Origin of the sequence: Eubacterium xylanophilum ATCC 35991 (assembly GCF_000518685.1) — a bacterium.
Taxonomy (GTDB): domain Bacteria; phylum Bacillota; class Clostridia; order Lachnospirales; family Lachnospiraceae; genus Eubacterium_F; species Eubacterium_F xylanophilum.
On the sequence record NZ_KI912472.1, the window covers coordinates 149859 to 174742 of the forward strand.

21 protein-coding genes, 1 other RNA gene and 1 pseudogene are annotated in these 24884 nt (G+C 40.4%); all 23 read right to left on the reverse strand.

Annotated features, from left to right (window positions below; translation table 11 throughout):
* Nucleotides 1-25: 25 nt before the first annotated feature.
* On the reverse strand, nucleotides 26-1528 hold the full coding sequence (locus tag L877_RS13655) for a CpsB/CapC family capsule biosynthesis tyrosine phosphatase (RefSeq protein ID WP_156923026.1): 1503 nt from the start codon (nucleotides 1526-1528) through the stop codon (nucleotides 26-28).
* A 14-nt stretch (nucleotides 1529-1542) separates the two neighbouring features.
* Nucleotides 1543-2664, reverse strand: coding sequence for an Ig-like domain-containing protein (locus L877_RS0110045; RefSeq protein ID WP_084554863.1), 1122 nt, complete (start codon nucleotides 2662-2664; stop codon nucleotides 1543-1545).
* A 127-nt stretch (nucleotides 2665-2791) separates the two neighbouring features.
* A complete protein-coding gene (locus L877_RS0110050; protein WP_026835958.1) occupies nucleotides 2792-5731 on the reverse strand; it encodes a hypothetical protein in 2940 nt (979 codons plus the stop codon).
* A gap of 191 nt (nucleotides 5732-5922) precedes the next feature.
* The gene (locus tag L877_RS0110055; protein WP_026835959.1) at nucleotides 5923-6588 is read right to left on the reverse strand and encodes an LbetaH domain-containing protein; all 666 of its coding nucleotides are present in this window, start codon (nucleotides 6586-6588) and stop codon (nucleotides 5923-5925) included.
* Nucleotides 6569-8605, reverse strand: a complete 2037-nt coding sequence (locus tag L877_RS0110060) for a DNA topoisomerase (RefSeq protein ID WP_026835960.1) — start codon at nucleotides 8603-8605, stop codon at nucleotides 6569-6571. Before L877_RS0110060 ends, L877_RS0110055 begins: the two co-directional genes overlap by 20 nt.
* Nucleotides 8606-8634: 29 nt before the next feature.
* Nucleotides 8635-9306: a uracil-DNA glycosylase gene (locus tag L877_RS0110065; protein WP_026835961.1), complete on the reverse strand. Its 672-nt coding sequence runs from the start codon at nucleotides 9304-9306 to the stop codon at nucleotides 8635-8637.
* Between the two features lie 19 nt (nucleotides 9307-9325).
* Complete coding sequence (gene hisF / locus L877_RS0110070) at nucleotides 9326-10087, reverse strand: imidazole glycerol phosphate synthase subunit HisF (protein ID WP_026835962.1); 762 nt, start codon at nucleotides 10085-10087, stop codon at nucleotides 9326-9328.
* A gap of 31 nt (nucleotides 10088-10118) precedes the next feature.
* Nucleotides 10119-10736: an imidazole glycerol phosphate synthase subunit HisH gene (hisH, locus tag L877_RS0110075; protein WP_026835963.1), complete on the reverse strand. Its 618-nt coding sequence runs from the start codon at nucleotides 10734-10736 to the stop codon at nucleotides 10119-10121.
* Between the two features lie 26 nt (nucleotides 10737-10762).
* Nucleotides 10763-12316, reverse strand: coding sequence for a hypothetical protein (locus L877_RS14315; RefSeq protein WP_207637258.1), 1554 nt, complete (start codon nucleotides 12314-12316; stop codon nucleotides 10763-10765).
* A 19-nt stretch (nucleotides 12317-12335) separates the two neighbouring features.
* Nucleotides 12336-13256: a chemotaxis protein gene (locus L877_RS0110085; protein WP_026835964.1), complete on the reverse strand. Its 921-nt coding sequence runs from the start codon at nucleotides 13254-13256 to the stop codon at nucleotides 12336-12338.
* Nucleotides 13257-13287: 31 nt separating this feature from the next.
* On the reverse strand, nucleotides 13288-13677 hold the full coding sequence (locus L877_RS0110090) for a PH domain-containing protein (protein ID WP_051437815.1): 390 nt from the start codon (nucleotides 13675-13677) through the stop codon (nucleotides 13288-13290).
* A gap of 22 nt (nucleotides 13678-13699) precedes the next feature.
* The gene (locus L877_RS0110095) at nucleotides 13700-14428 is read right to left on the reverse strand and encodes a hypothetical protein (RefSeq protein WP_026835966.1); all 729 of its coding nucleotides are present in this window, start codon (nucleotides 14426-14428) and stop codon (nucleotides 13700-13702) included.
* Between the two features lie 101 nt (nucleotides 14429-14529).
* On the reverse strand, nucleotides 14530-15945 hold the full coding sequence (locus L877_RS0110100) for a sensor histidine kinase (RefSeq protein ID WP_207637259.1): 1416 nt from the start codon (nucleotides 15943-15945) through the stop codon (nucleotides 14530-14532).
* 142 nt (nucleotides 15946-16087) lie between these two features.
* Nucleotides 16088-16759, reverse strand: coding sequence for a response regulator transcription factor (locus L877_RS0110105; RefSeq protein ID WP_026835968.1), 672 nt, complete (start codon nucleotides 16757-16759; stop codon nucleotides 16088-16090).
* A 15-nt stretch (nucleotides 16760-16774) separates the two neighbouring features.
* Entirely contained in the window at nucleotides 16775-17377 is a 603-nt protein-coding gene (locus L877_RS0110110; protein WP_026835969.1) for a hypothetical protein, read from the reverse strand.
* Nucleotides 17378-17398: 21 nt separating this feature from the next.
* On the reverse strand, nucleotides 17399-18526 hold the full coding sequence (locus L877_RS0110115; RefSeq protein WP_026835970.1) for an FKBP-type peptidyl-prolyl cis-trans isomerase: 1128 nt from the start codon (nucleotides 18524-18526) through the stop codon (nucleotides 17399-17401).
* 107 nt (nucleotides 18527-18633) lie between these two features.
* Nucleotides 18634-18981, reverse strand: a transfer-messenger RNA (tmRNA) gene (ssrA, locus tag L877_RS13955).
* A gap of 51 nt (nucleotides 18982-19032) precedes the next feature.
* A complete protein-coding gene (locus tag L877_RS13005) occupies nucleotides 19033-20241 on the reverse strand; it encodes a S41 family peptidase (protein WP_051437816.1) in 1209 nt (402 codons plus the stop codon).
* Nucleotides 20242-20251: 10 nt separating this feature from the next.
* Nucleotides 20252-21589 carry a murein hydrolase activator EnvC family protein gene (locus tag L877_RS13660; RefSeq protein ID WP_051437817.1) on the reverse strand — a complete coding sequence of 446 codons (1338 nt, stop codon included), beginning with the start codon at nucleotides 21587-21589 and terminating at the stop codon, nucleotides 20252-20254.
* 18 nt (nucleotides 21590-21607) lie between these two features.
* A complete protein-coding gene (gene ftsX / locus L877_RS0110130) occupies nucleotides 21608-22546 on the reverse strand; it encodes a permease-like cell division protein FtsX (RefSeq protein ID WP_242837144.1) in 939 nt (312 codons plus the stop codon).
* Nucleotides 22506-23195 (reverse strand): cell division ATP-binding protein FtsE, encoded by a 690-nt coding sequence (gene ftsE / locus L877_RS0110135; RefSeq protein WP_026835972.1) that lies wholly within the window; start codon nucleotides 23193-23195, stop codon nucleotides 22506-22508. Before ftsE ends, ftsX begins: the two co-directional genes overlap by 41 nt.
* A 50-nt stretch (nucleotides 23196-23245) precedes the next feature.
* A complete protein-coding gene (locus L877_RS0110140; protein ID WP_026835973.1) occupies nucleotides 23246-24334 on the reverse strand; it encodes a PucR family transcriptional regulator in 1089 nt (362 codons plus the stop codon).
* A gap of 317 nt (nucleotides 24335-24651) precedes the next feature.
* Nucleotides 24652-24884, reverse strand: a pseudogene (locus L877_RS14320) (group II intron reverse transcriptase/maturase); the annotation flags it as partial.

Here is a 24884-nt window from a genome sequence, read left to right on the forward strand (position 1 = left end):
CCTTTCATGCTATTTATTATGTGTTCTATAGAACCTTATCATTGATAATCTTATCAAAATTCCTATGAGTTATCATTCTAACTCGGTGCTCAGTCACTCCATCCTCAAGCATCTCAGATAATGCATGATGGATATTAGGGACTCTCCTCTTCGTGTCATGGGCGTCCGTTCCTAAGAAATGTACAAGATGTAATCTAACCATCTTTCGACAAAATCTTGCTCGCTTGTCTGCCCCAATAAAAGATGAATAATTAATCTGCATTCCAACACCCAAACCATGGATTTCTCTCACTCTCTCCTCTTTAAATAAGAGACATTCATATCTCTCATAGTGAGCAAGAATTGGAATATATGAATTTTGTACAAACTGCTTTAAAGCATTATACAATTCATTATAAGATACATTGATATTAAATTCAACTAAAACATAACGACTATCTCCCATAGTAAGGGCTTTGCCTTCATTTACCTCTCTCACAACACCCTCTCTGTAGAGAATCTCATTTCCGAGATATAATGTTATGTCATCACCGAATTTATCCATAACTTTTTTCTTTAAATCCTTGAAAATAGTCTGCAACTCCTCTGCGTTGCACTTGTTTCTTCCGGGTATATAATGCGGTGTCAGGAATATCTTTCTAAAACCTTTTTCATATGCCATAGTGATGAGAGATATAGCTTCACCCATACTCTGTGCACCATCATCAACTCCCGGCAGCATATGAGAATGTACGTCACTGAATCCCCCGATTGCACTACATATGTCTTGTATGATTTGCTCTGAATTCACGGTTTTATCTCTCTTAGTCCTAGAGAAATACCTCCATATGACAATAATCGCAATAATCAATAGTATTAAAATCACAATACCTATTATCACAGGATCCACTGCCGGCCCCACCGGATCCATGACAGGCGAATCTGTCGGTTCCGGATTGACATAAGGTTTTTCCGAATCCTCTTTCCCGGGCGAATCTGTAACAATTGAAACCTCAGACTTCGGTTTCTCAGTGCTTAAATCCTGCTTTTCAGGCTCCGATGTATTGGAAGCTGTAGAGCTATCCTCATCTCCTAAGCCACCACTGCCTTTATTGTTATCAGATTGCTGGGCTTTCTGATTCTCACTATCCTTATTATCTTCACTATCCTCATTCAGAATATCATCAAGTGATATCCCACTTTTTTTCTTCTTAGGCTTGACCGATGCTCCCTCGCCATCGACAGGCTCCAGATATCCTTCATCCACTCCTGTCTTAACATTGGAATATATATTATCTATAGCCTCAGATGCCTGGCTTGCATCTAAATCCACTTTATCTTCAGAGAGCTTGGCGCGAAGTTTTGACAAATATTCCGCCTTAGCCTTATATGTCACACCCTCATATTCAAACGAACCACTAGCTGCTGATATAACTCTTTCTTCTTCACTATTAATATTTCCTGCAGCAAATATAGAAATATCAGAGGGAATGAATAATGAGACAAAAGCAAAAATAATAATTACTATTATTCTATATCCTTTTTTCATATTTCCACTCATTTCTATGTAATACTAAATATATCTCTAGTATCTCCTTCGAATACTATTAATCCATAATTTGAACCAAAATATGGATCTTTAAAATACGCTCTCAGCGTATATGTTATGCCTTTCAAATTATCTGTAATTGTTGTTATATTAGTACCCATCTCCTTAACAACAGTTATCCTTTTGTCTCCGGAAGATTGTTTGAGACCTTTATCTGTGCTTGATAAACCAACAAGCATAGTCTTCACCTTGTCATTGGACTGAAAAACTCTTCCATCATATATTAATGAAGATGTACAAACTGCAGATCTGTTGATTAGATAAGCAGTTCCAAGCTTTCCGGTATCTTTGTCTGTAACAAGAAATACTGTAGCCACTGACTGAGTATCCGGAACTGAAGCAGGGATCTCAACCTTATTCTCTTCCTTACCGCCAACTCCCGATTCAGAAGAGTCAGTATCGGGTTTTGGTGTACTGTGCCCTGGGGTTGCAGTACTCTGTTGATCTGCTATTACATATTCCGGCTGCTTCACGACTAGCTGTTCTGTAACAACTACAACAACTTTTTTGGTCTTTTTCTTACCACTGGAAGTTGTAGCTTTTGATGTAACGCTAATTGTCGTTTCGCCTTTTGCTTTCGCTGTGATTTTTCCATTTTTATCGACAGATGCAACATTAGGATTGGCGGATTTAAACTTCGCTCCACCATATAAAACATTGCCCGGCGATACTCTATACTTAATTATCGATGTATTCCCCTTGGAAAGGGTAACTACACTCGCTGATGTCACTTTCAAATTTTTCATATAACAGCCAACTTTAATCTTGTACCTAGCCACCGTCTTTTTCTTTTTCTTAACGGTAATTATGGCCTTTCCACACTTCTTGGCTTTTACAATTCCTTTTTTGCTTACAACAGCAATTTTCTTATTGGAAGTTTTAAATGAATACTTCTTTGGTTTATTTATATCTATCTTATATTTTGATCCCTTGTAAATACTTATATTCTTATTATTTATCTTATTATTGGATGCAGCACTTACATTTCCCGCCACAGACGAGACTGCAAGCGACGCCAAACACAACGCTGTCGTCATCTTATACGAAAGCTTTAAAGAAAGTTCTCTTGTCATCATAATTCTCCATTATCATACTTAGTCATGTCATATAGATTGTCTGTTATCAAAACACAGTGGCGCATGGCATAGCCATGAGCCACTGTATATAATAAGTCTAGTTGAAGACTCTACTAGTTACAAATATTTATCTAGCCTCAGATACTGAAATCTTCTTGTCTGCAATTAACTTAGCTACATCACTATCTTTTGTCATTACATAGAAGTATGCTGGATTACTCTTATTTGGAGCTACATATGCGTAAACTACAGATGGATCATTGGAGAACTGGACTGCTCCTCCACCAACTGCAATATTAAACTCTGTACCATCAAACTTGATATTTGATGCATACATATCCTCAACCTTTTCAAATGTAGCGTCATACTTCTCTGTAGACTCAAGTTGAACAGGTTTAACTTCAGAATCTGTCTCTGACACTGAATACTTGTTAATATTAACATTGTATGTATTCTCTGTGTCAGTCTTCTTAACTGTTACTACATAGTATCCTGAATAATCATGCTCAAGAGCAGTAACGTCACCAGTCTTCTTGATGTAAACATTCTTTGTCTGACCTGACTTATCATTAGTATTATTAGTTACCTTGACATAGAATCCGCCCATGTTAGCGACTTCTCTAGTATCAATTGCAACCCATTTATCATAGAACTCATCAGGATTCTTGACATTTGCCACACCCTCAAGTGATGAAAGCTGTGTATCATCAAGAGTCACTCTTGTTCCATCAATGTCAAAGTTCATTCCGATTGCATCAGCTGACTCCTTGAGTTCGTATAGAGCTATAAAATCACCAGTTACTTCTGGCTCAATTGCTGGACCAGCATTGTCTACAACTGTCTCGATCGCAATCTTGTTTACATTGAGTGTGAGCTTGTTGCCATCAACCATTTCTTCACTGTTCTGAAGGACGATCTGAATCTTGCTTAGGTCTACAACACCTTTTTCCTTTGCAATATCAATTACAAAGCCATCTGCAGAAGTAAGTGCTGCATTTCTAACATTGTACTTACTTGCAACAGTTTCACCATTATAGGTAACTACAGCCTGAGCTGTACCCCAATCATCTGGGCCCTTAGTCTTTGTATTTCCAGTAAATGTTCCGAACAAGGCAATCTTAGTAACTGTACCTGGTTTAACATCAAGTTTACTGAAATCGATACCTGAAAGTGGTGCCCATCCATTGTAATTTGGCTTAGGTCCTTCGATAAGGGCAGATGCTTCAACATCATTAGTTGTCACACCGCCTACAACAGGTGTAGGGATTGCAACTCCCATCTCCTGTGGCTTAATGTCATCTGGAGCTGGTGTAACGATGTTCTCTTTCTTGATGAACTTGATGCTCTTGATTACATAATCTACCTTAGACCAATCATCTGCACCTTCTGGTTCCCCAGTTTCTTCATCAATAGGACCAGCATTCTCATCATAGATTCCTTCAGGCTTGCCATTTACTCCAAATGTTACATAACCACCCTTAAGTGTTGCTGGTTTTATTTTGCTAAGATCCATAACTAAAGTTTCTTCGCCCTTAATTGTACCAACTCCACCTGGCTCTCTGTCTGTGAATGAACCATTATAGAATGGATAGTTGTCGTAGAGAGAATTCTGCCAATAGTCAGGATCTGTCAAATCAATATCTGCATTGAAGATAGAGAATGACAACTGATTTGGAACATTTGCAACCATCTCTACTTTTTCGTAATCGTTGATATTGAAGTCATCAGGAAGTTTGTAGATAACTCTCTGATAATTTCCTGTAAAGTCAGGTCTGATACCACCATCAACTTTCTTAACTGCAGTAAATCCTGCAATATCTGCTGCAGCTGCAACATTGAATGTGTAGTCTCCATCTGTAACAGGAGCCATTGTCTCTGAAGAAGGTGCTGGTGTAGGAGTCTCTGTCTCTTCTGGCTCATCTTCAAGACTGTTGCTGAATTTGATGCTATAAAGTGTAGCTTCAGCTGGCTTGTATGGCTCTTCACCTGTATAATCACCAACATAGTCTGTTGCCTTAATAAGGAATCCTACTGCTGTAGCCTTCTTAAGAGCTGAGAATGTATTATCGTCCACTGGGTAGATGTATGTTGTGGTTCCATCCTCGTTCTCTCTAGCTTCAACCATTGTTCCCCATGTATCATGCTTATCCCAGTAATTTCCTGGATCTTCTCCACCTGAGAATGTAATCATAGATACTTCCATAGGCTTATTTTCAGAGTTGATTGAAGTCTCACTGAGCTTAATTTTAAGCTTAACATACTTATATCCCTCAAGACTTACCTTCTTCTTATCTGGTGAAAGGTAGAATACACATCCGTTGTTAAATACAGAACCTGTAACTACTCCCTCTTCATCAGCTGGCTTATCTGTCTTGAAGTTAACAGTTCCATCCTCGTTGAATGAAACCTGTCCATAATCACCTGTTGTCTCCTTTCCAAATGTAACGACATTATCCTTTGTCAATTCAACTTTAGGTGCTGCTGTTACGGCTGGTGGCTTGCTTCCCTCTGGTGTTGGGGCTACAGTAGCCGTTGGAGTTGCTACAGGTGTAGTTACTGCAGTTGGAGCTGCTGTTGCTGCACTTGAAGCTGCTGCTGAAGCTGCTGCGCTTGCTGCTGCTGAAGGTGCTGCACTTGAAGCTGCTGCTGAAGCCGCTGCACTTGATGCAGGTGCTGCTGTCTTCGTAGCTGCCTTTGTAACCTTCTTAACCTTTACCTTGAGTTTAAGTTTAGTATACTTTTTCTTACCTTTAACTTTAACTCTGATTGTCACCTTAGTAGTGCCCTTTTTCTTACCTTTGACTTTAATGTTCAATGGTTTTTTCTTAGACCAACTAACTTTGGCAATCTTCTTTGACTTCTTTGTCTGCTTAATCTTTACCTTTTTGACTTTTTTCTTCTTTACGTTTTTAAGCTTAACAGTCTTACTCTTACCAACTTTTACGGTAACAGTCTTCTTAGCAAGCTTAACCTTCTTTGCTGCATCAGCCACATCTGGATTAACAGATACAAGTGAAGCTGCAAGAGCGAACGCCAAAGAAGTTGCAACTAATTTTTTGTTGTTCATAAATCTTCTCCTTTTCTACAATTTTTTTAGTATCTTTGTATACAAATATACATCTACGTTTAAAATTTTATCACAATAAAAAAATTATGTCAACTTTGTTTTGCTTAAAATACTAGCAATTTCGCCACATTTCGACGACAATTGCGGAATATTTTTCTTACAAATTAAAGTTGACATATTTATGACTTATTTTAGTATTTGTTTACCACTTCATTTTGGTTTTTGTAGATGCTTTTTTCAGGTACAAAGCCTCTCACAGAAGACAGCGGATAAATATTCGTATGGGATCCAATGATAGTTCCGGGATTCAATATACTTCCACATCCAACCTCGACCTCGTTTCCAAGGATTGCCCCCATCTTCTTGAGTCCTGTCTCCACAGTTTGGTCTCCTACCTTGATTTTCACAAGTGTTTTGTCCGACTTTACATTGGATGTAATAGATCCAGCCCCCATATGACTCTTATATCCAAGAATTGAATCTCCGACGTAATTATAGTGCGGAACCTGAACATTATCAAAAAGCAAGACGTTTTTCAGTTCTGTCGAGTTTCCGACAACGGAGTTTTTTCCCACAATTGCATTCCCTCTAATAAAGGCACAATGCCTTACTTCAGCTTCCTCATCTATTATTGCAGGTCCTCCTATAAAGGCTGTGGGAGCGACTTTAGCGCTCTTGGCAATCCATATATTATCCCCCTTTTTGTCAAATTTATCCAATGGTAAACTCTCTCCCAACTTGACTATGAAGTCGCTTATTTTACCTAATACTTCATACGGATAAATAGTGCCATCAAACACCTCCGCGGCAATCGTTTTCGAAAAATCGAATAATTCGCTATTTTTTATTCTTTGCATTCTTCTTTCCTCCATTATTATAATATGGCACAACTAGTCGCTGATACGATGCCAGTTGTCCGAGATTATTCATATTTTTAGCATCTCCCACAAGTTTCTTTACATATTGTGAGAGCTTTGACATATACTCATCTTCTGTGATATTCCCCTCGGCCACACCATTTAGACCTTTTTCCCAACTCGCTGTAAGTTCCGGCGATAACATGGCCGGCATAGAATATCTAACTATGCAGTAAACCAACTCACCTTTTAGAGTTGGCGATATGGTCTGGGTCTTTTTCTCAAGTTTCATATAGCCGATTTTAACCAGTTTTTTGAGAATCTCCGCTCTAGTGGCGCTAGTTCCTATTCCACTTCCCTTAATCTGAGCTCTCAACTCCTCGTCTTCTATGAGCTGCCCCGCATTCTCCATGGCAAGAATCATAGTACCGGATTTGTATCTCTTAGGGGGAGTCGTAGCTCCTTCCTTGATATCGCAATTCTTGAGATCAAGCACAGTGCCCTTCTTCAACAAATCCAATATATCCTTCAAGTCGACTGACTCAAATTCCTCATCCTCTGATTTCTTATCCTCATCGTCCTCCTTGCGGTTGACAAACGAGTACTTGCTCACCGGCAAAAAACCTTCCTCCACCAACACTTTCGTAGAAGTGAAAAAATGTTCTGCTCCCTTGGATATATCTATATTCACCTTCTGATACTCCGCAGGCGGGAAGAAAATACTGAGAAATCTTCTCATGATAACTTCATACATCTTGACATGAATAGGCTTTAGAGAATTGAGGGCATTTAGCCCCTGTCCCGTAGGTATAATGGCATAGTGATCCGTTATTTTTTTATCATCCACATACCTTGTCTTGGCAAGATTCTCATAACTCTTCATCTCAGCTATCTTCTTGACTATAGGCAAAGCCATTGGATAGTTCTGAAGTCCCTTAAGATTGTTGGTTATCTCCTTTGCAACAGCGGTACTAAGCACTCTTGCATCTGTTCTCGGGTATGTCACAAGTTTCTTCTCATATAGCTCCTGAACAACACCCAAGGTCTCATCCGGACTAATCTTAAAAAGCTTTGACGAGATATTTTGAAGCTCCGCCAGGTTAAAAAGTAGCGGAGGATTTTTCTTCTCTTTTTTCTTATTGACACTTTGAATGATGCACTGATCCTCAGAGTTTTTTACCTCATCCACGAGTCCCAGAGCATTTTCTTTGTCCTTGAATCCATTGTCCTTATAGAGTGCCGGGGACATATGATACTTGGACTCAGGTGTCACCTTCCACTCTCCGGAGAAGACTTTATCCTCTATGCCAAAGTCAGCTATCACACGATAAAATGGTGTCTTTTGGAAGTTTCTGATTTCCCACTCCCGGCTGACAACCATGCCAAGAACACAGGTCATAACACGTCCCACAGACACAGATGTCCACTTTCCATCATCCAAGGATTTGTTAAGCCAATTTCCATACTTTATGGATAAGGCCCTGGAAAAATTAATCCCCATAAGATAATCTTCCTTGGCGCGCAGATAGGCCGAGGCACTTATGTTATCATACTCTGACAAGCTTTTCGCCTCTCTGATTCCTCTGAGAATTTCCTCCTCAGTCTGAGAATCAATCCACACTCTGTACTTTGCCTTGGAATCAGGCACTCCTGCCATCATATCCACCAATCGATATATATACTCTCCTTCGCGTCCCGAGTCAGTACATACATATATAGCCTCTACATCATCTCGCAACAGAAGAGATTTAACCGTATTGAATTGTTTTTTTACATCAGATATAATTTCATATTTGAATTTTTCTGGAATAAATGGAATTGTGTCAAAACTCCATTTTTTGAGATTTTCATCGTATTTGTCCGGATAACTCATTGTGACCAAATGGCCAACACACCAAGTTACTACATACTTTTCAGATTCTATAAAACCATCGCCTCTGCGCCCTGACATCTTAAGTACTTTTGCGAACTCCTGCGCAACGCTAGGTTTCTCTGCAATAAACAATTGTTTGCCCATAAATTACTATATGATCCTCCACATCTATATTATTCCGGAATCGTCCAATCGATAGGTTCAATTCCCTTGCTTACCAAGTATTCGTTGGTCTTGCTAAAAGGTTTGCTTCCAAAAAAACCTCTGTAAGCTGAAAGCGGGCTCGGATGAGGAGCCTTTAATACAAGATGTTCGGGATTATGAATCATCTTCTCTTTGCTCTGCGCCGGTTTGCCCCAAAGTATAAATACAATCGGTCTGTCCTGAGCGCATATAGCTCTTATAATTGCATCTGTAAAATCTTCCCATCCCCTGCCTCTGTGTGACATCGGTTTATGTGCCTCCACAGTGAGCACAGTATTCAGGAGAAGCACCCCCTGATCCGCCCATTTTTCTAGATATCCATGTGATGGAATCGCAACTCCAAGATCATCGCTTAATTCTTTATATATATTTACAAGGGATGGTGGAATCTCCACTCCCTTTTGCACAGAAAAGCACAAGCCGTGAGCTTGGCCCGGATTGTGATATGGATCCTGCCCCAAGATAACCACCTTGACTTTGTCTAATGGCGTCTTGTGCAATGCCTGAAAAATATTCGAAGCAGGAGGGTATACTACCTTTGTAGAATACTCTTTTTTTACAAATTCATACAGATCTCTGTAGTAATCCTTTGCAAACTCCTCCTTTAATACTTCCTTCCACAATCCGTCTATCGCAGCCATTCCAATCACCTTTACATAATTATATTCTCACGCTTACTCCGCGCTCTCTTAGATACTTCTTTAAGTCCATAATCTGAAGTTCATTGAAGTGAAACAAACTCGCAGCTAAGACCGCATCCGCTTTTCCATTTTCTAATGCATCATAAAAATGTTCCTTCGTTCCGGCGCCGCCAGAAGCAATAACCGGAATTCCTGTATTCTCAGAAATAGTCCGAGTGAGCTCGATGTCATATCCATCTTTTGTACCATCGCAGTCCATACTTGTGAGGAGGATTTCCCCCGCTCCCAAACGCTCTGCTTTCATAGCCCACTCCACTGCGTCTATATTCATATCCACTCGGCCGCCATTTTTGTAAATAGACCAGCCACTTCCATCTTCGCGCCGCTTCGCATCGATGGCAACTACTACACACTGGCTACCAAACTTATCTGCCGCATCGGAAACAAGGTCGGGATTCATAATCGCCGCAGAGTTTACAGCAACTTTATCCGCCCCTTCACGCAGTATCATTCTAAAATCATCTATAGTTCTTATACCACCACCAACGGTAAATGGTATGAAAACGGTCTCAGCAACCTTGCGAACCATGTTCGCCTTGATTTCTCTGGCATCACTTGAAGCTGTGATGTCAAGAAAAACCAACTCATCCGCTCCGGCCTCTCCGTAAGCGGCTCCTGTTGTAACCGGATCCCCGGCATCTATTAGATTAACAAAATTAACTCCCTTAACCACTCTTCCGTTATTTACATCCAAACATGGAATAATTCTCTTAGTAAACATAGCATTCCTCCATAGCTAAATTGTATCCAAACTACAATTCAATAAAATTCCTTAGAATTTTCAATCCAACTTCGCCACTCTTCTCTGGATGAAACTGCGTCGCAAAGATATTGCCACTCTCCACAGCCGCGTGAAATGGATGGATATAATCAGATGTAGCTGCCACATCCTCTTCTCTAGAGGCCTTCAAATAATAAGAATGAACAAAATAGACATAAGAATCTTCTTCTATTCCCTTAAATAATTTTGAATTACTGTTAATCTTAATCGAATTCCAACCCATATGAGGAATCTTAAAACCTGGAGTATCTGGGAATTTCACAATATGTCCCGGCAATAGAGAGAGTCCTTCTACACCGGTAGTCTCCTCGCTATCTGAAAACAGAATCTGAAGTCCAAGGCAAATTCCCAACATCGGAACATTTCCCTTTGCCGCTATATCTCTCAGTACGTCCACTAAGTTGTACTGTCTCATTTTTTCCATCGCGTCGCCAAAAGATCCCACGCCCGGAATAATAATCTTATCTGCCTTTTTGATTTGCTCCAAATCTCTCGTTACATTGCAATCAAATCCTAGGAATTGGACTGCCTTTTCTACGCTTTTGATATTTCCGGCATCATAATCTACAATTACGATATTCTGACTCATGTTGTTCCTCTCTTTCTTCTCTGGGCCTACTTGTCTCTCTGTTTGTCTTTGTATTTTTCAACGTATTTCTCGAGTTCATTGGCATACTGAACCTTGTCAGCGCTGTCATTGATTCGTCTCGCCTCCGACTCAGACAACCCAAAATCATTATATAGATAGCCAGCTATCTTACTCTCGAGGCTGTTAACTCGCCCTATAACTCCAACTTGATTTGCCTTTGCAACATTGGAATCATATACCTTTAGCCCCTTCATAAGCGAATCAATCCCCTCGAGGTTCTGATCAAGCTTCTTGAAGCTCTCATATGAGATCACCTGGTTCTGAATTCTCGAGCAAAGGGCAATCTTGTCATACAAAGTTTGCTCTGATTCACCTATGCTCAGTTTGTTGATCTCAGTATATGCTTCAACATACTTTTCACTGTTAAAAAGCGCTTCCGCATTGTCGAGAGTCTTCTTACGGCTATATATAGTTATGCCGAGAATCACAACGACTCCAATTGTAACAAAGAACAAAATCACTATAGTTGCGCCGATAGGATTGATCTTTCCAACAGGTTCCTTGGCCTCTTCTGCGGCCCTCTCTTCTTTGAGTCGCTTTTTCTCCTCTTTGGCAGCCTGCTTAGCCGCAGCAGCTGCTGCCTTCTCCTGTTCTTTCTTCTGCCTTGCAGCCTCGGCGTTCTTTTCCTTCTCTTCCTTTTCTGCAGCCTTTTTTTCTTTGGCAACCTTCTTCTGCTCCTCTTTGTCAAGCTGAGCTAATACCTCAAGTTGCCTCTCTCTCTCCTCTTCCTCTGCAGTTTCCTCAGTGATTATATTGCCAAATATTCTGGCAAAAAAGCCCTTTTTCTCGCCTTTGACTTTTTTATTCTTTTCTTTCTTTTTCTTCTCCTTCTTGGCTGGTTTTTCTTCCCTATCCTGAGCTAGCATCGCCTCAAGGGCAGCCATATCCTCATCATCATCTTCTCCCTCACTATATGCAACAGCTGATAAAGCATCATTGAAAATGTCATCAACTGATACCGGCTCCGCTTCCGCCGATGCTTCTGCTTCCGATTCTGGTTCAGCTTCCGGCTCCGGTTCCGGTTCCGGCTCTAGCTCCGGTTCCGGCTCTGCTTCTGGTTCTGGTTCTGGTTCTGGCTCCGGTTCTGCTTCCGGTTCTAGTTCTGCTTCCGGTTCCGGTTCCGGCTCTGCTTCTGGTTCCGGTTCTGGTTCGGCTTCCGGCTCTGGCTCTGGCTCCGGCTTCTTGCCCTCGTTTAGTTCCTCTAAGATACTGAACATTTCCGCATCTTCCTTGTCTTCTTCTGCAATGTCCATCATCTGGTTCTCCACATTTTCTGTATCAAAAACAGCTTCAAAAGAAGAAGAGTCCTCCTTCTGAAGCCTAGATAATTCATCATCAAATTCATTCTCCAAGGAGTCTTCCTCATCGATATCAATCAGCTTATTGATAATACCGACTACTTCCTCCTTAGACATGCTTTCGTCTACATCTTCAATTGAATTCAATTCTTCAGAACCAGTATTCGCCTCATCTAGAAGCTGGTCAAACATTGATTCTGCTGAAGTCTTGTTATCTGCCATGACCTTTATCCTTTTACTCTTATTTTCCAATCAATGAATCTATCATCTTTACTAAATTACCAATTTCAGGTTTGGACAACTGTGCGTCCGCCCCAAGTGATTTGCCTTTAATCCTCATTTCCTCATTTACAAGAGATGAGAATATGATAACAGGTAGTTTATTAAATCTCCTGTCATCCTTAATCAACTTCAAAAGCCTGTGACCATCCATCTGTGGCATCTCAATATCTGTAATTACGCAGGAAATATCCTCTCCTATCTTGCCGCCATCATCTATGATTTTGTTGAGTTCCTTCCAGGCTTCAAGTCCATTAGACGTTGGAATGAGATTTACATATCCGGCTTTGCTCAGGCAATCCTTCATCATCTCCAGAAGCATAGCCGAATCCTCAGCCAGAAGAATCTTGACATCACTTCTATCACGCTCACCCAACATATCTATCTCAGAAACCCTGAGTCCTGACTCAGGATTAATCTCTGACAGAATCTTTTCAAAGTCAAGTACCAATATCACCTTGCCATTAATCTTTACAACACCTATTGCGCTGGCATTTGCAGCTGATGACATAGTCGTATCCGGTTTGACCATATCTTCCCATGACAATCTGTGAATACCAACCACCTGATCTACGTGAAATGCTGTATATACCCTGTTGAAATTTGTCACGATATACATATCCGTAGATGGATTGTCTTCCTTGGGAATTCCAAGTGCCTTTGCCAGATTAATCGCTGTAATCAACATGTCCTTGGGCATATATATACCCTCGATATACTCATGTGAATTTGGAATAGGAGTTGGAGTTTCATAATTACATAATTCTCTTATCTTGGCAACATTGATTCCAAAGTGCTGTCCACCAACTACGAACTCTAGGAGTTCTAATTCGTTAGTTCCACTCTCCAGCAATATTCCTGTTTTGCTAATATCATTTGCCATACCTATTCCCCCTTTTCGTACTTCTTACCACCTAGAACATATCTACGCCATCAACATCATCCACATCACCCGCAGGAGAATTGAGTCCCATGGTGTGAAGTGTTCTGATTCTTCTTCTCTCTTCCTCTGACTCCTCAAGGATAAATTCCTTTATGGCGCTTGAGTTCTTGATATGTGTTAGATGCAAAGCCGGATCAGTGCTATCCGCCGAGTAGCAAACCACTGTTCCGAGACCGGCCATCTTCTCAAATAAACTTCTTACTAGCTTAACATCAGTCACTCTATATAACAGGGTGTCATCTTCTGTTGTATTCAACAAACCTTTTCTAATATTAATCTTTTTCTTGTTGATTGTATATGTTGTAAATGTAAATGGAAGTCCCAAAAACAACCATCTTTTCTTCTCTACATATTCGTCCATCTTAATCTCCTTTGTGCTTATATTATTTGAGCGTTATTGTCGAAACGCTATTATTCTTCGCGATTTTAAGGCTTCCCTCTTTGAATTTGGCCGAAGCATCCGGAACCTCAAAGGATAGAATCGCTCTCTCAGTCCCACCAGCCTTCAACTTGGTTTTGAGATAGTTCAGGCCACCATTCTCTAAAATGACTATAGTAGGCGAGTACTCTTCGCCGTCCAATGACAACTTGTAAGTAATACCCGACTTCATGAGATTAATCTTTTTAGTCGTCCCTGATTGATTCTTCAAGTCAAATTCCATAACCAACAACTTATCACCCTTTTGTGCAGTCAATTGATATTCATTGGATTCCTTGGGATATGCTCTTCCAACCATATAGTTTATATATTTAATATCAACTCCGCTAATATTATATATAGCATTGATATCTACTTCCTTCGGCGCTGGTGTCGCATTAGGATCTGCTGCCGTCTCCCCATTATCAGTGGACTGGTTTTGGGAAGCCACCGGTGCCTTTGTAGGCGCCGCCGTAGCTTTAACTTCCTGTCGTACCGGAGCCTCCGTCACTTCGGCATTCTTCACTAACTTCTTATCAAATCCCTGTGAATGCTGCAACAGAACATGTGCCGAATAAGCAGCTATACTATTCTCCTGTTCCTCTGACAGCTTTTTGGTCTCACATCCAGTAAATATAAGACAGCTTATAGCCATCATGGCAAAGAGAAATCTATTGTTAAATAATCTTTTCATAGTTGCTCTCCTTTGTAGGATTTCATAAATGTTCTGATAGACAATATACCTAATTCAATTTTATCACAAGTACCCCTAAACTTCAAATCAAATTTCCGATTTTAATCGCCGTTGGTCTTGTCAAGTTCAAACCAAAACTCTACGCCATTGTCGTAGTTTTCAACTCCATATTCTTGATTTAGAGCTTCCATAACAGCCTTAACTATGGAGAGTCCTATTCCATTGCCGCCATACTCTCTCGTCCTGGCCTTGTCAACTTTATAGAACTTTTCCCATATCTTGCCTATATCTTCTCTCGGTATCTTCTCGCCTGTGTTAAATACACTGACTCTGACCTTTTCTTCACCATCCACGACCTTCACTTCGATGACATTCTCACCGGAAACGTGATTTAACGCATTGCTTATATAGTTTGTTATAACATCCGCTATCATGTATTCGTCTGCCCATACATAAATCGGATCATTTTTCTCGTATAAGAGCTTAACATTCTTCTGCTTAACTATTATATCCACAGAATTTACCGCTGCACTTACGACTTCTTGTATGTCAAAATGTTCCAACTGAATCACGCCATTACCAAACTCCAACTGATTTAATTCAAGAAGGTTCTTCACCATCTTGCTCATTTTCTCCGCCTCATCCATTATAACTTCACAGTAAAAATCTCTGCTCTCACTGTCATCGTTGATATTTTCCTTGAGGCCCTCAGCATAGCCCTGGATCAGCGCTATAGGCGTCTTCAGCTCATGGGATACGTTAGCTATAAACTCCTTGCGCATCTCCTCTTGCTCGGAACGTTTTTCAAGGTCTTTTTGAAGCTCGTTATTGGCTGTTTTTAGTTCAGATATGGTTTCCTCGAGTTTATCCGACAGAGAATTCATACTATGGCCAAGGACTCCTATCTCGTCTTTCCTGTCGTCTGTATATCTTACGTCAAACTCAAGCTTTTCCATCTGCCTTGCAATCTTTGCCAGGCGTAGAATCGGCTTTGTATATCCAGCGCTGACAAATACCATAATTGCAATGAACAAAATCGTCACAAAAACTCCCACATAAATGATAAACTTGTTGGATATATATGCGCTTTCGTTGATACTTGAATAACTATTTCTGATATAAATCCAGTATTTATCCTGGAGACCGCCCACCAAATCGATGTATCTGGAGTCCACGCGCTTATCGTAAACGCGGAACATTTCATATTGGTCATTGCCCTCCAACACTTCATAGTTTTCATCATTCACGGACCCAATTTGCTTGAACTGCACATACTTGCGCAAAAGCTCAAGGTTCAAATCCTGCATTCGTCCACTCATACTTGGATAGAGATATGTTACCTCACTTATGTCTCCATTGTTGACATTGGCCTTTATCTGCATCACATATAGAGATACACCCGAGTTCTCTCTGATTTTATCCACGCTGTCATAGATGTCAATCTGCTTTTCAGTGTCATTTTCATCCCAACTGTTTTCTTCAAAAACCTTGCAAACCTGTGAATAAACATTATTCATTTGATGTTTTTTTGAATATTCATAGAAACGAGGAAGTAGGCAAATGTTCATAACAAGAAAAAGTACAATACTAAGAACTATCATCATTGTACTTATGCAAACCAGCCTTGTTCTCATTGATTTCATCATGTCAAAATCTCACCTACACTTCAAACTTATAACCCATTCCCCATATGGTCTTGATGTATTTTCCACATTTTTCACCCATTTTGCTTCTCAATTTCTTCACATGGGTGTCAATCGTTCTATCTTCCCCCACATAATCATAGGCCCAGACGTGGTTCAATATCTTCTCTCTGGATAACGCTATGTCCTTATTCTCCATAAAATACGCCAAAAGCTCGAATTCCTTGAAACTGAGTTCTATCGGTTTTCCCTCAACAAACACCTGATGGGCAGATCTGTTGAGCACCAAGTCTCCATATTCCAGCACATCCTCCGTCGCCGCACTTGATCTCCTAAGTATCGCCTTAACTCTTGCCACCAGAATCTTGGGACTAAACGGCTTTGATATATATTCGTCAACGCCAAGCTTAAATCCCAGGAGCTCATCATCCTCTGTTCCGCGGGCTGTTAGCATGATAATCGGCACCTTGGAATAATATCTTATCTCTTTGCAAACTTCCCATCCATCCATCTTTGGCATCATAACATCGAGAATTACCAAATCAATATTATTCTCTTTCAAAAAAATATCTACTGCCTCCTCACCGTCAGCCGCTTCAAATACGATAAAATCTTCCTTTACGAGGAAATCCTTTACCAATTTTCTCATTCTCTGTTCATCATCTACAACCAAAATTTTCTGTTCCATAGTTTTGCTCCTTTGCTATCTCTCTGCACTTTCGGAAGTCGCAGACTCTCCGTCTGTGTTAATCCCCAATTCCTGTTCCTTGATCTTCACAGCTTCCTCTCTCTCTGTCAACTCAGAATCCCACTTCTCATACTTATCCACTAATTCGTTCTCCATATTCTCCTTATAATTGGTAAAATACGTAAATACAGAGTACTCTGTCTTATAATCAATTATCACAAATGCCGCAATAACAACGATTAGCGCAAATACTGCTATTTTCAATTTCTTGTTGAGAATTTTCTGACCGCCATAGAGTTTTTGATACTTTTCTTCTCCGCGCATTCCCACAAGGGTATCCACATTTTTTGACGGAACATAAACCGGCTTCAAATCCAAGGGACTCGCCGTGCCGGTCTCCACTATGGTGGCGCGAAGCTTGTTCATAAAAGAGTATCCAACAACAGTGGAAAAAACCCTTTCATTACAGGCTTTCTTGTAAATCTTATATGCAACTTTCCCGTTGGAAACATCGTACTTCTCCGTCAGAGTTTTGATAACTTCCGTCTCCTTGACCGCCCTGTCATAGACTATTTTACTGTCAAATTCAAAGCTATCAACTACATAAGGATTTGCCATATAACATCCTACTCCTTTTTCTTACTTCTTCTCTACTGCATACTTTCCAATAACCTTCTTGGCAATGTCGACCAATGTCTCATCCTTGGGTCTAAGGCCCTGGAGTTCCTTGTACTCTTTAATCAACGCCTCTAAATCTGTCTTCTTGTCTTTCCCCTCGTATCCGAGCGCAGAATTGATGCACTCGACATACTCTTCATCAGTGACCGTATAGTTTTCCTTCGCAAGAATAGTCTTTGAAATCAAGATATCCTGTGCAGTCTCCTCGCCAACTTCACCGATACTATTCTCGTCCATTCCAAACTGTCCCAAAGTCTCTTCAAGGGTCATATCCGATACCTTGGCAAAGTTTTCATACATTGTCCTTGTGCTCTCCACTGCGTCATTCAAAATATTCTTAGGGATCGACACAATCTCACATTTTTCCTTATAATCCTCCCAGACCAAATCGCCTTTATTTTCCCTATTATCCTTTAATTGTTCGTCGTGTTCAAAAGAAAAATATTCCGCCAAAGTGTGATACTTGTTGTCGCTCATCTTCTCCACATCTTTGACACCACACTTTGCTGACACTTCAACAGTATAATCTACAGTTTGTCCTGCAAGATCCTCATCATTATAATCTTTTGGGAATTTGCATTTAAACTTTTTCTTCTTTCCAACTGTAGCTCCCACTATACCACTTTCAAATCCGTCTATGTAGTCACCTCGTCCAAGCCAGATATAATCATCTTCTGAGGAGGCCTCCTCGATTTCCTGACCATCTTTCTTGGCTTTATATGTGACACAAACCATGTCGCCATTCTCGACAATCTTGGACTTAGAATCGCCTTCATCAGAGGACCTATCTACAATCTCTGATATGACATCAGATTCTTCGGGCTCCACTTTGACCTTTAATCCCTTATAATTTGCAAGCTTAATATTTCCTTTGGTTTGGAAATCACAGAGCTCTCCATCGGCCAACTCCACTTTCTTGGTAACTCTCGCCGTTGTACCATTTACCTCGGACTCATCGTACTTTTCATTGTCCTTTGCTGTAAAGTATACTCCAACACCAAATCCCACAAGTACCAGTATTACAACCAGCATTATTATAAGTGAATTGATATTCTCTTTCCTTCTTGAGTTCATCTTTTTCTTGCTCATATTTTCACACCTTATTTATTCCTTTAAAATTTTGGCCCCCATCTACGATGAGGGACCTACGTCACTTGCTTTGCACTGAGAACCCCTCCGAGTCAACTCAGCACACTTAGTGGACCAGGCGGGAATCGAACCCGCGTCCAAACTGGGATCCAATGTACTTCTACTATCATAGTTCATTATTTGACATTCCCTCTATGCGACGAAAATGAACATTCTTCGCACTTTAGTAGCTTCATGATACGTCCACATACGCAAAGCTTAATATGTGCCGTTTCCTACATGTTTGATGCCTGGGTCCCGACGTGTAGGTGCATCAGGTCAGACAACTGCCTATGCTTAGGCAGCAGCTAATGTTTTATTATCAGCGTTTATATTTAGTTCCATGTTTTTACGTGGTCACGGTCCACGGATAGCTTCTCCACCTTCAGCCAGCCTGTCGAAACCAGTACTAGCCCGTATGTCTATGAAGGTCAGTCGCAGCGCCTCTGGGACGCCGCCTTTATGCCCTACTGTGCCTTGAGAACCTCAAGTCCCTTCTGCAGAACACTATCTTGATCTTTGGAGTACGCACCTTCACTTTGTTTTTTGTACTCCTCTACTATATCGGGTGTTAAACCCTTTTTATGAATAGTTTCACCATTAGGTAAAAAATATTCCGATGTCGTCAACTTAAGTCCGCCACCACAGGAATCCTCAAGACTGATAACAGACTGAACTACGCCCTTGCCATAAGTCTTGGTTCCAACCAGCTTGACTCCTGCTCTATCTCTGAGAGAGCCTGCAAATATCTCTGAAGCCGATGCAGAATTTCCATTGACGAGCACTACAATAGGTTTATCATACTTTTGCTCATCGTCTGAAGTATACTCCACATCTTCGCCTCGCTTGCTCTTCTCTGTAATCAGTTTTCCCTTGGGAAGAAGTCTGTTGAGCATATTAATTGCGGAATCCACGATTCCACCACCATTGTCTCTCAAATCAATGAGCAGCCCCTTGGCGCCCTGCTTTTCCAAATCATCAACTTTCTTCTTAAACTGATCATCTGTCTCATTGTCAAATGTTGCAATGCGAATATATCCATATCCATCAATCATCTCACTAGCTACACTTACTACTTTAACTGTATCTGTGACAACCTTGATATCAATGTTTTGAGCCTTTCCATCTTCTCCTGTTCTCTCCACAGTGATGACGAAAGTCTTATTCTTATTCTTATCATTTTTAATAACATCTGTCAGGTCTTTGATTTTTTTGCTAGTATAGTCAACCCCATCTAGTTTTAAGATGACATCGCCAACCTGCATTCCGGCTTTTGCCGCCGGACCATTTTCATTAACACTGACAACTTTTATTCTCTCGTTATCCTTCTGTTGCATAGTTACGCCGATTCCGACATACTGACCATTGATCTGATCTTTCTTATCTTTGTACTCGCTTTTTGAATAATAACAAGAGTATTTATCTCCCAAGGCATCAACCATACCACTTGCAGCACCGTCAATCAGCTTCTGCTCGTCGTACTCGCCCTGATAGTATTTCTCTATGCAATCGGAGATAATCCTAGTCTTGTTGTGGATGCCTCCCACAACCTTCCCCTCAAAGGGAAAAATTCCAAACATAAGGAGAATAACGTAAACTGCCACACAGAATGTAATTCCTGTGAATACTCCAATCAAATAATCCTTATATTTCTTCAAAAATGCTTTAAATCTCATGACTTAATTCCTACTTCTTTGGCGGTTTAATGTAATTTAGCGGATCCACATAAGCTCCATTTACAGATATACCAAAGTGGAGATGTGATCCTGTGGAGATACCTGTGCTTCCAACAAGGGCAATAGTCTGCCCTGCCTTAACAGTATCACCAACTCTGCATTTAAGCTTTGATGCATGCATGTAAACTGTATACATACTATTTCCATGATAAATCATGACATAGTTTCCGGCTGTGGCACTATAGGTTGCTGTTACTACCTCTCCATCTCCTGCAGCCTTGATCTTGGCTCCGGTTACAGCTTTCAAATCGATTCCCTTGTGATATGTGCTGGCACCGCGCGTAGGAGCTGTTCTCGCACCGAACCTAGACGAAATCCTAGTCTTGAAATCAAGTGGCCATCTGAGTCCGTTGGCATTTACCTTAAACGCATCCGGATTAGTAGCTGCATTTATATTAGCACCTCCGCCTCCACCGCGATTAGATGCTGCAGCTTGGACTTGAAGCTTTCTCTTCTTCTCTGCTTCTCTTTTCTCTATTACTCTCTGCTTACGAAGAAGTAAGTTGTTAATCTTATCCTCAAGTTTGGCTGTCTTAGTTGTGAAAGTCTTCATTCTTCCACCGCGGCTTGAAATGACTTTGTTGAGCTGCTTAATCTGAGTTTTCTTGCTCTTCTTAAGTTCCTTTAAAGCCGCCTTTTCTTCCTTAACTTCTCCTTGCAAGGAAGTAATCTGAGTAATCTGAGTTTCCATGATTACTCTTTTGTTCTCAGCATTATTTCTTGCTGTAGCATACTTCTCAAACATCTTAGAGTCAAACTCTGATATTTTCTTGATATACTCTGATCTATTCAACAACTCTGACAAACTATCTGCATTAAATAGTACATCAAAGTAAGTTGCATTGTCATTTTCATACATATACTTGATTCGCTTCTTCATGGCATCATACTTCTCTTCTGCCACCTTAGAAGCCAATCTGTACTTTTTCTCAGCTTCTCCAACCTGCTTTCTGGTTTCCTTTACCTGGCTCTTAACCTTGTCAAGTGTATCACTGATTTTCTCAGTTTTCTTGTCAACTGCAGTAATATACTTGAGGATACCCTTTTTGCTGGTTTTTAATATCTTAATATCTGATTTCAGTTCATCGATATGCTCTTGCGCAACTTTCTTAATCTTCTCAGCCTTCTTGATAGCCTCATCGAACTCCTTGGTCTCAAAGTCAGCCGCTGTCTTTGTTGGCGCATAGAGAACATTACTCTTGGCATATGAGTAATCCCCCACTCCTGCCAGCGTATATGAAGTTAAAATAGAACACAACATAGATGTTGCAACAATTCTCTTAAACATCACTTCTCACTTCCCTTATCAAACACTAATATGTCTTCTAACAGTAATATAGCTTCCCAAAAAACCAATTCCGACACCAATCAAAAAGCAAACTGGTATCAATATACTAAACACCTCGCCCATACTGAGGAATGACAACCACTTGAGAAGTCCTTCATACTTACTCAAGAGATATGCAGTCACTGCCTTATATGCAATGAGCAATACTATAACCGGCGCTATTGCACCGATAAATCCGATAACAATTCCCTCAACCATAAATGGTGCTCTGATAAAAAAGTCTGACGCACCCATGAGTCTCATGATTTCTATTTCCTGCCTTCTCACTTCGATACCGGCTGAAATAGTCGAATTGATGAGGAATATAGATACCAACAGAAGAATCACAATAAGTACAACCGATACATAACTAACCATCTTGTTGGCATTTTCAAGTCCCTTAGCAGTATCCTCAGAACGCTTTACAGACCTGACGCCCTCTATGGTTTCGATATACTTTGCAACTTCTTCCTGGGTGGCAACATTTTTCAGAGAAACCTGATATGATGCCGAATCCTCTAGCGGATTGTCTCCACTAAAACTATCTAATAGCTCTTTGTTATCTTTGAAATTCTCTTCTGAAAACTTTTCCCATGCCTCTTCAGCTGAAATAAACTTGACATTGTCAACTTCTTTTCTCAGCTTAATTGCATTTCCGATAGAATCAATCTGCCCCTTTGAAGCACCTTCCTCAAAGAAAACTGTCAATCCCACTGTCGACTCTATCTCAGAAATCATGTTTTGGAAGTTGCTTGTTATGAAGTAAAATACTCCGAATAGCAACAAACATGCAGATATCGTTCCCACTGAAGCCAGCGTAAACATCCTATTGCGCTTTAGGCTTTTAATTCCCTGGTTGAAACAATATGAAAATACACTAATTCCCCTCATCGTAATATCCACCTTTTTCTTTGTCATTAACCACAGCTCCGCCATCAAGACGAATAACTCTCTTCTTCAGCATATCAACCAACTCATCATTGTGAGTTACCACAACTACTGTTGTTCCCATTTTGTTGAGCTGATTGAGCAAAACCATAATGCTCTTCGCTGTCTGAGGATCAAGGTTACCCGTAGGCTCGTCCGCCAGCAATATAGGTGGCTGATTTACCAATGCCCTGGCAATGGCAACTCTCTGCTGTTCTCCACCTGACAACTCATCAGGATATACATCCGCCTTGTCATTGAGTCCAACTATCGTCAACATAGTCGTAACATTTCTGATAATCTCCTTCTTGGTTCTTCCGATTATCCTCTGCGCAAATGCTACATTCTCAAATACAGTCTTGTCCTTTAGCAATCTAAAGTCCTGGAATACCACTCCAATATTTCTTCTGTACAGTGGAACCTGCTTGCGCTTCATGTTGTTGACAAGTCTTCCCGCAATGTAAATCTTTCCCTCTGAAGGGTCTAACTCCCTCAACAAAAGCTTGATAAATGTGGACTTTCCCGAACCACTCTTACCAACTACAAATACAAATTCTCCTTTTTCAATGCGAAGAGTAACTCTCTTGAGAGCATCAACACCTGTCTGATATTGCTTGCTCACATTATCCATCGCAATGATTGGTCGTTTATTATCAACCGCCATACAACTACCTTCTTTTCTCTTTTCTTCTAATAATCTATTGTCTCTAAGTACTTCATGTACTTAACTACCATCAATGCTATCTTAAATGTTATAGCATCCTCAAACTTTCTAATATCAAGACCAGTTATCTTAACTAACCTGTCGAGACGATATACCAAGGTATTTCTATGAATATACAGAACCTCGGCCGTTCTGGACACGTTGAGGTTGTTCTTGAAGAACTGATTGATTGTCTCAAGTGTGTCATCCTCAAACTTATCCGGTGCATTGTCGCCGAATATTTCCTTGATAAACATCTTGCAAAGTGGCATAGGAAGCTGATATATAAGACGTCCTATTCCAAGTTTGCTATAGGCAACTACTTTCTTGTCACTGTAGAAAATCTTTCCTACATCCATAGCGAGCTTCGCCTCTTTATATGATTTAGATACTTCCTTGAGTTCTCTGATAACAGTACCAAATGATACTCTAACATTTATCATATTCTCAGTATTGAGCATATCAACGATTACGCTGGCTGTCTTCTCAAGTTCATTGACCCCTTCGTTCTCATTGACTTCTTTGACAATGATAATATTCTGCTCATCAACTGCTGTGATAAAGTCCTTTGCTTGATTGGCAAAGAGATTTCTCACTGTCTCAAGAACACCATTGTCCTTGCTCTTTGTAGTTTCTACAATGAAGACAACCCTTGAAGCATTGGTCTCAATGTGAAGCTTCTTGGCGCGATTGAAAATATCAATGAGAAGCAGGTTGTCAAGCAACAAATTCTTGATAAAATTATCCTTATCATATCTTTCCTTGTATGCGCGCAACAATCCCTCAAATTGAAAGACTATCAACTTACCAATTGTATATATCTCTTCGGAGTCGCCTTGTACAACTACCATGTATTGAACTTGATTATCATCAATTATCTTGAAAAAATTATATCCATTAATAACCTGACTCTCCGCCGGTGACTCAACAAAAGCCTTGGCGTGTACAGATATGTCCGGCAATTCCTTAGAAGTTGACGCAAGAACATTCCCTTCTGTGTCAAGCACACACAAATGCCCTTTGATAATCTTATGTATTCCCTCAATAGTGTTTTGCAAAATTTGATTAGATATCATCTTTACCTCCATAATATCATGCTAGGTTGCAGCATTTAAAAAAATCTACTACTGTCGCATCATATTGATTCTATCATTTTTTAGCAAAAAAGTAAAGGGAAAATTGTCTTACGACTGAAAGGAGTAAGACCAGCAATATGCGTTTCCGATTAATTGTCTTACGACCGTAGGGAGTAAGACCAGCAATATGCGTTTCACAAATTGTCTTACGATCGCAGGGAGTAAGACCAGCAAATCGAGTAGGAGGGAGATTTGAATAATCCCCCGACCTCTCACACCACCGTGCGTACGGTTCCGTACACGGCGGTTCAATCAACTTAACAAGTAACACACCTTTCGGTGTAGTAATCTAACATTGAGACTAATCCAAATGAGGTTAGTCTCTTTTTACTTATAGCCTTTTGTACCCATCCATTGTGAGCGAGTCTTGCATATCTGTCTCCACAATAGGCGATTTTATACGCTGCCCATCTTGGTACGTCCAGCTTCATCAAATTCTTAGCTCTATTCTGCGGAGTTTTCCAATGCTTCCAAATACACATACGAAGTC

What these genes read in the sequence shown, in the direction of transcription:
- L877_RS13655 (WP_156923026.1), bottom strand. Translation starts at nt 1,528, where the DNA reads ATGAAAAAAGGATATAGAATAATAGTAATTATTATTTTTGCTTTTGTC.
- L877_RS0110045 (WP_084554863.1), bottom strand. Translation starts at nt 2,664, where the DNA reads ATGATGACAAGAGAACTTTCTTTAAAGCTTTCGTATAAGATGACGACA.
- L877_RS0110050 (WP_026835958.1), bottom strand. Translation starts at nt 5,731, where the DNA reads ATGAACAACAAAAAATTAGTTGCAACTTCTTTGGCGTTCGCTCTTGCA.
- L877_RS0110055 (WP_026835959.1), bottom strand. Translation starts at nt 6,588, where the DNA reads ATGCAAAGAATAAAAAATAGCGAATTATTCGATTTTTCGAAAACGATT.
- L877_RS0110060 (WP_026835960.1), bottom strand. Translation starts at nt 8,605, where the DNA reads ATGGGCAAACAATTGTTTATTGCAGAGAAACCTAGCGTTGCGCAGGAG.
- L877_RS0110065 (WP_026835961.1), bottom strand. Translation starts at nt 9,306, where the DNA reads ATGGCTGCGATAGACGGATTGTGGAAGGAAGTATTAAAGGAGGAGTTT.
- hisF (WP_026835962.1), bottom strand. Translation starts at nt 10,087, where the DNA reads ATGTTTACTAAGAGAATTATTCCATGTTTGGATGTAAATAACGGAAGA.
- hisH (WP_026835963.1), bottom strand. Translation starts at nt 10,736, where the DNA reads ATGAGTCAGAATATCGTAATTGTAGATTATGATGCCGGAAATATCAAA.
- L877_RS14315 (WP_207637258.1), bottom strand. Translation starts at nt 12,316, where the DNA reads ATGGCAGATAACAAGACTTCAGCAGAATCAATGTTTGACCAGCTTCTA.
- L877_RS0110085 (WP_026835964.1), bottom strand. Translation starts at nt 13,256, where the DNA reads ATGGCAAATGATATTAGCAAAACAGGAATATTGCTGGAGAGTGGAACT.
- L877_RS0110090 (WP_051437815.1), bottom strand. Translation starts at nt 13,677, where the DNA reads ATGGACGAATATGTAGAGAAGAAAAGATGGTTGTTTTTGGGACTTCCA.
- L877_RS0110095 (WP_026835966.1), bottom strand. Translation starts at nt 14,428, where the DNA reads ATGAAAAGATTATTTAACAATAGATTTCTCTTTGCCATGATGGCTATA.
- L877_RS0110100 (WP_207637259.1), bottom strand. Translation starts at nt 15,945, where the DNA reads ATGAATAATGTTTATTCACAGGTTTGCAAGGTTTTTGAAGAAAACAGT.
- L877_RS0110105 (WP_026835968.1), bottom strand. Translation starts at nt 16,759, where the DNA reads ATGGAACAGAAAATTTTGGTTGTAGATGATGAACAGAGAATGAGAAAA.
- L877_RS0110110 (WP_026835969.1), bottom strand. Translation starts at nt 17,377, where the DNA reads ATGGCAAATCCTTATGTAGTTGATAGCTTTGAATTTGACAGTAAAATA.
- L877_RS0110115 (WP_026835970.1), bottom strand. Translation starts at nt 18,526, where the DNA reads ATGAGCAAGAAAAAGATGAACTCAAGAAGGAAAGAGAATATCAATTCA.
- L877_RS13005 (WP_051437816.1), bottom strand. Translation starts at nt 20,241, where the DNA reads ATGAGATTTAAAGCATTTTTGAAGAAATATAAGGATTATTTGATTGGA.
- L877_RS13660 (WP_051437817.1), bottom strand. Translation starts at nt 21,589, where the DNA reads ATGTTTAAGAGAATTGTTGCAACATCTATGTTGTGTTCTATTTTAACT.
- ftsX (WP_242837144.1), bottom strand. Translation starts at nt 22,546, where the DNA reads ATGACAAAGAAAAAGGTGGATATTACGATGAGGGGAATTAGTGTATTT.
- L877_RS0110140 (WP_026835973.1), bottom strand. Translation starts at nt 24,334, where the DNA reads ATGATATCTAATCAAATTTTGCAAAACACTATTGAGGGAATACATAAG.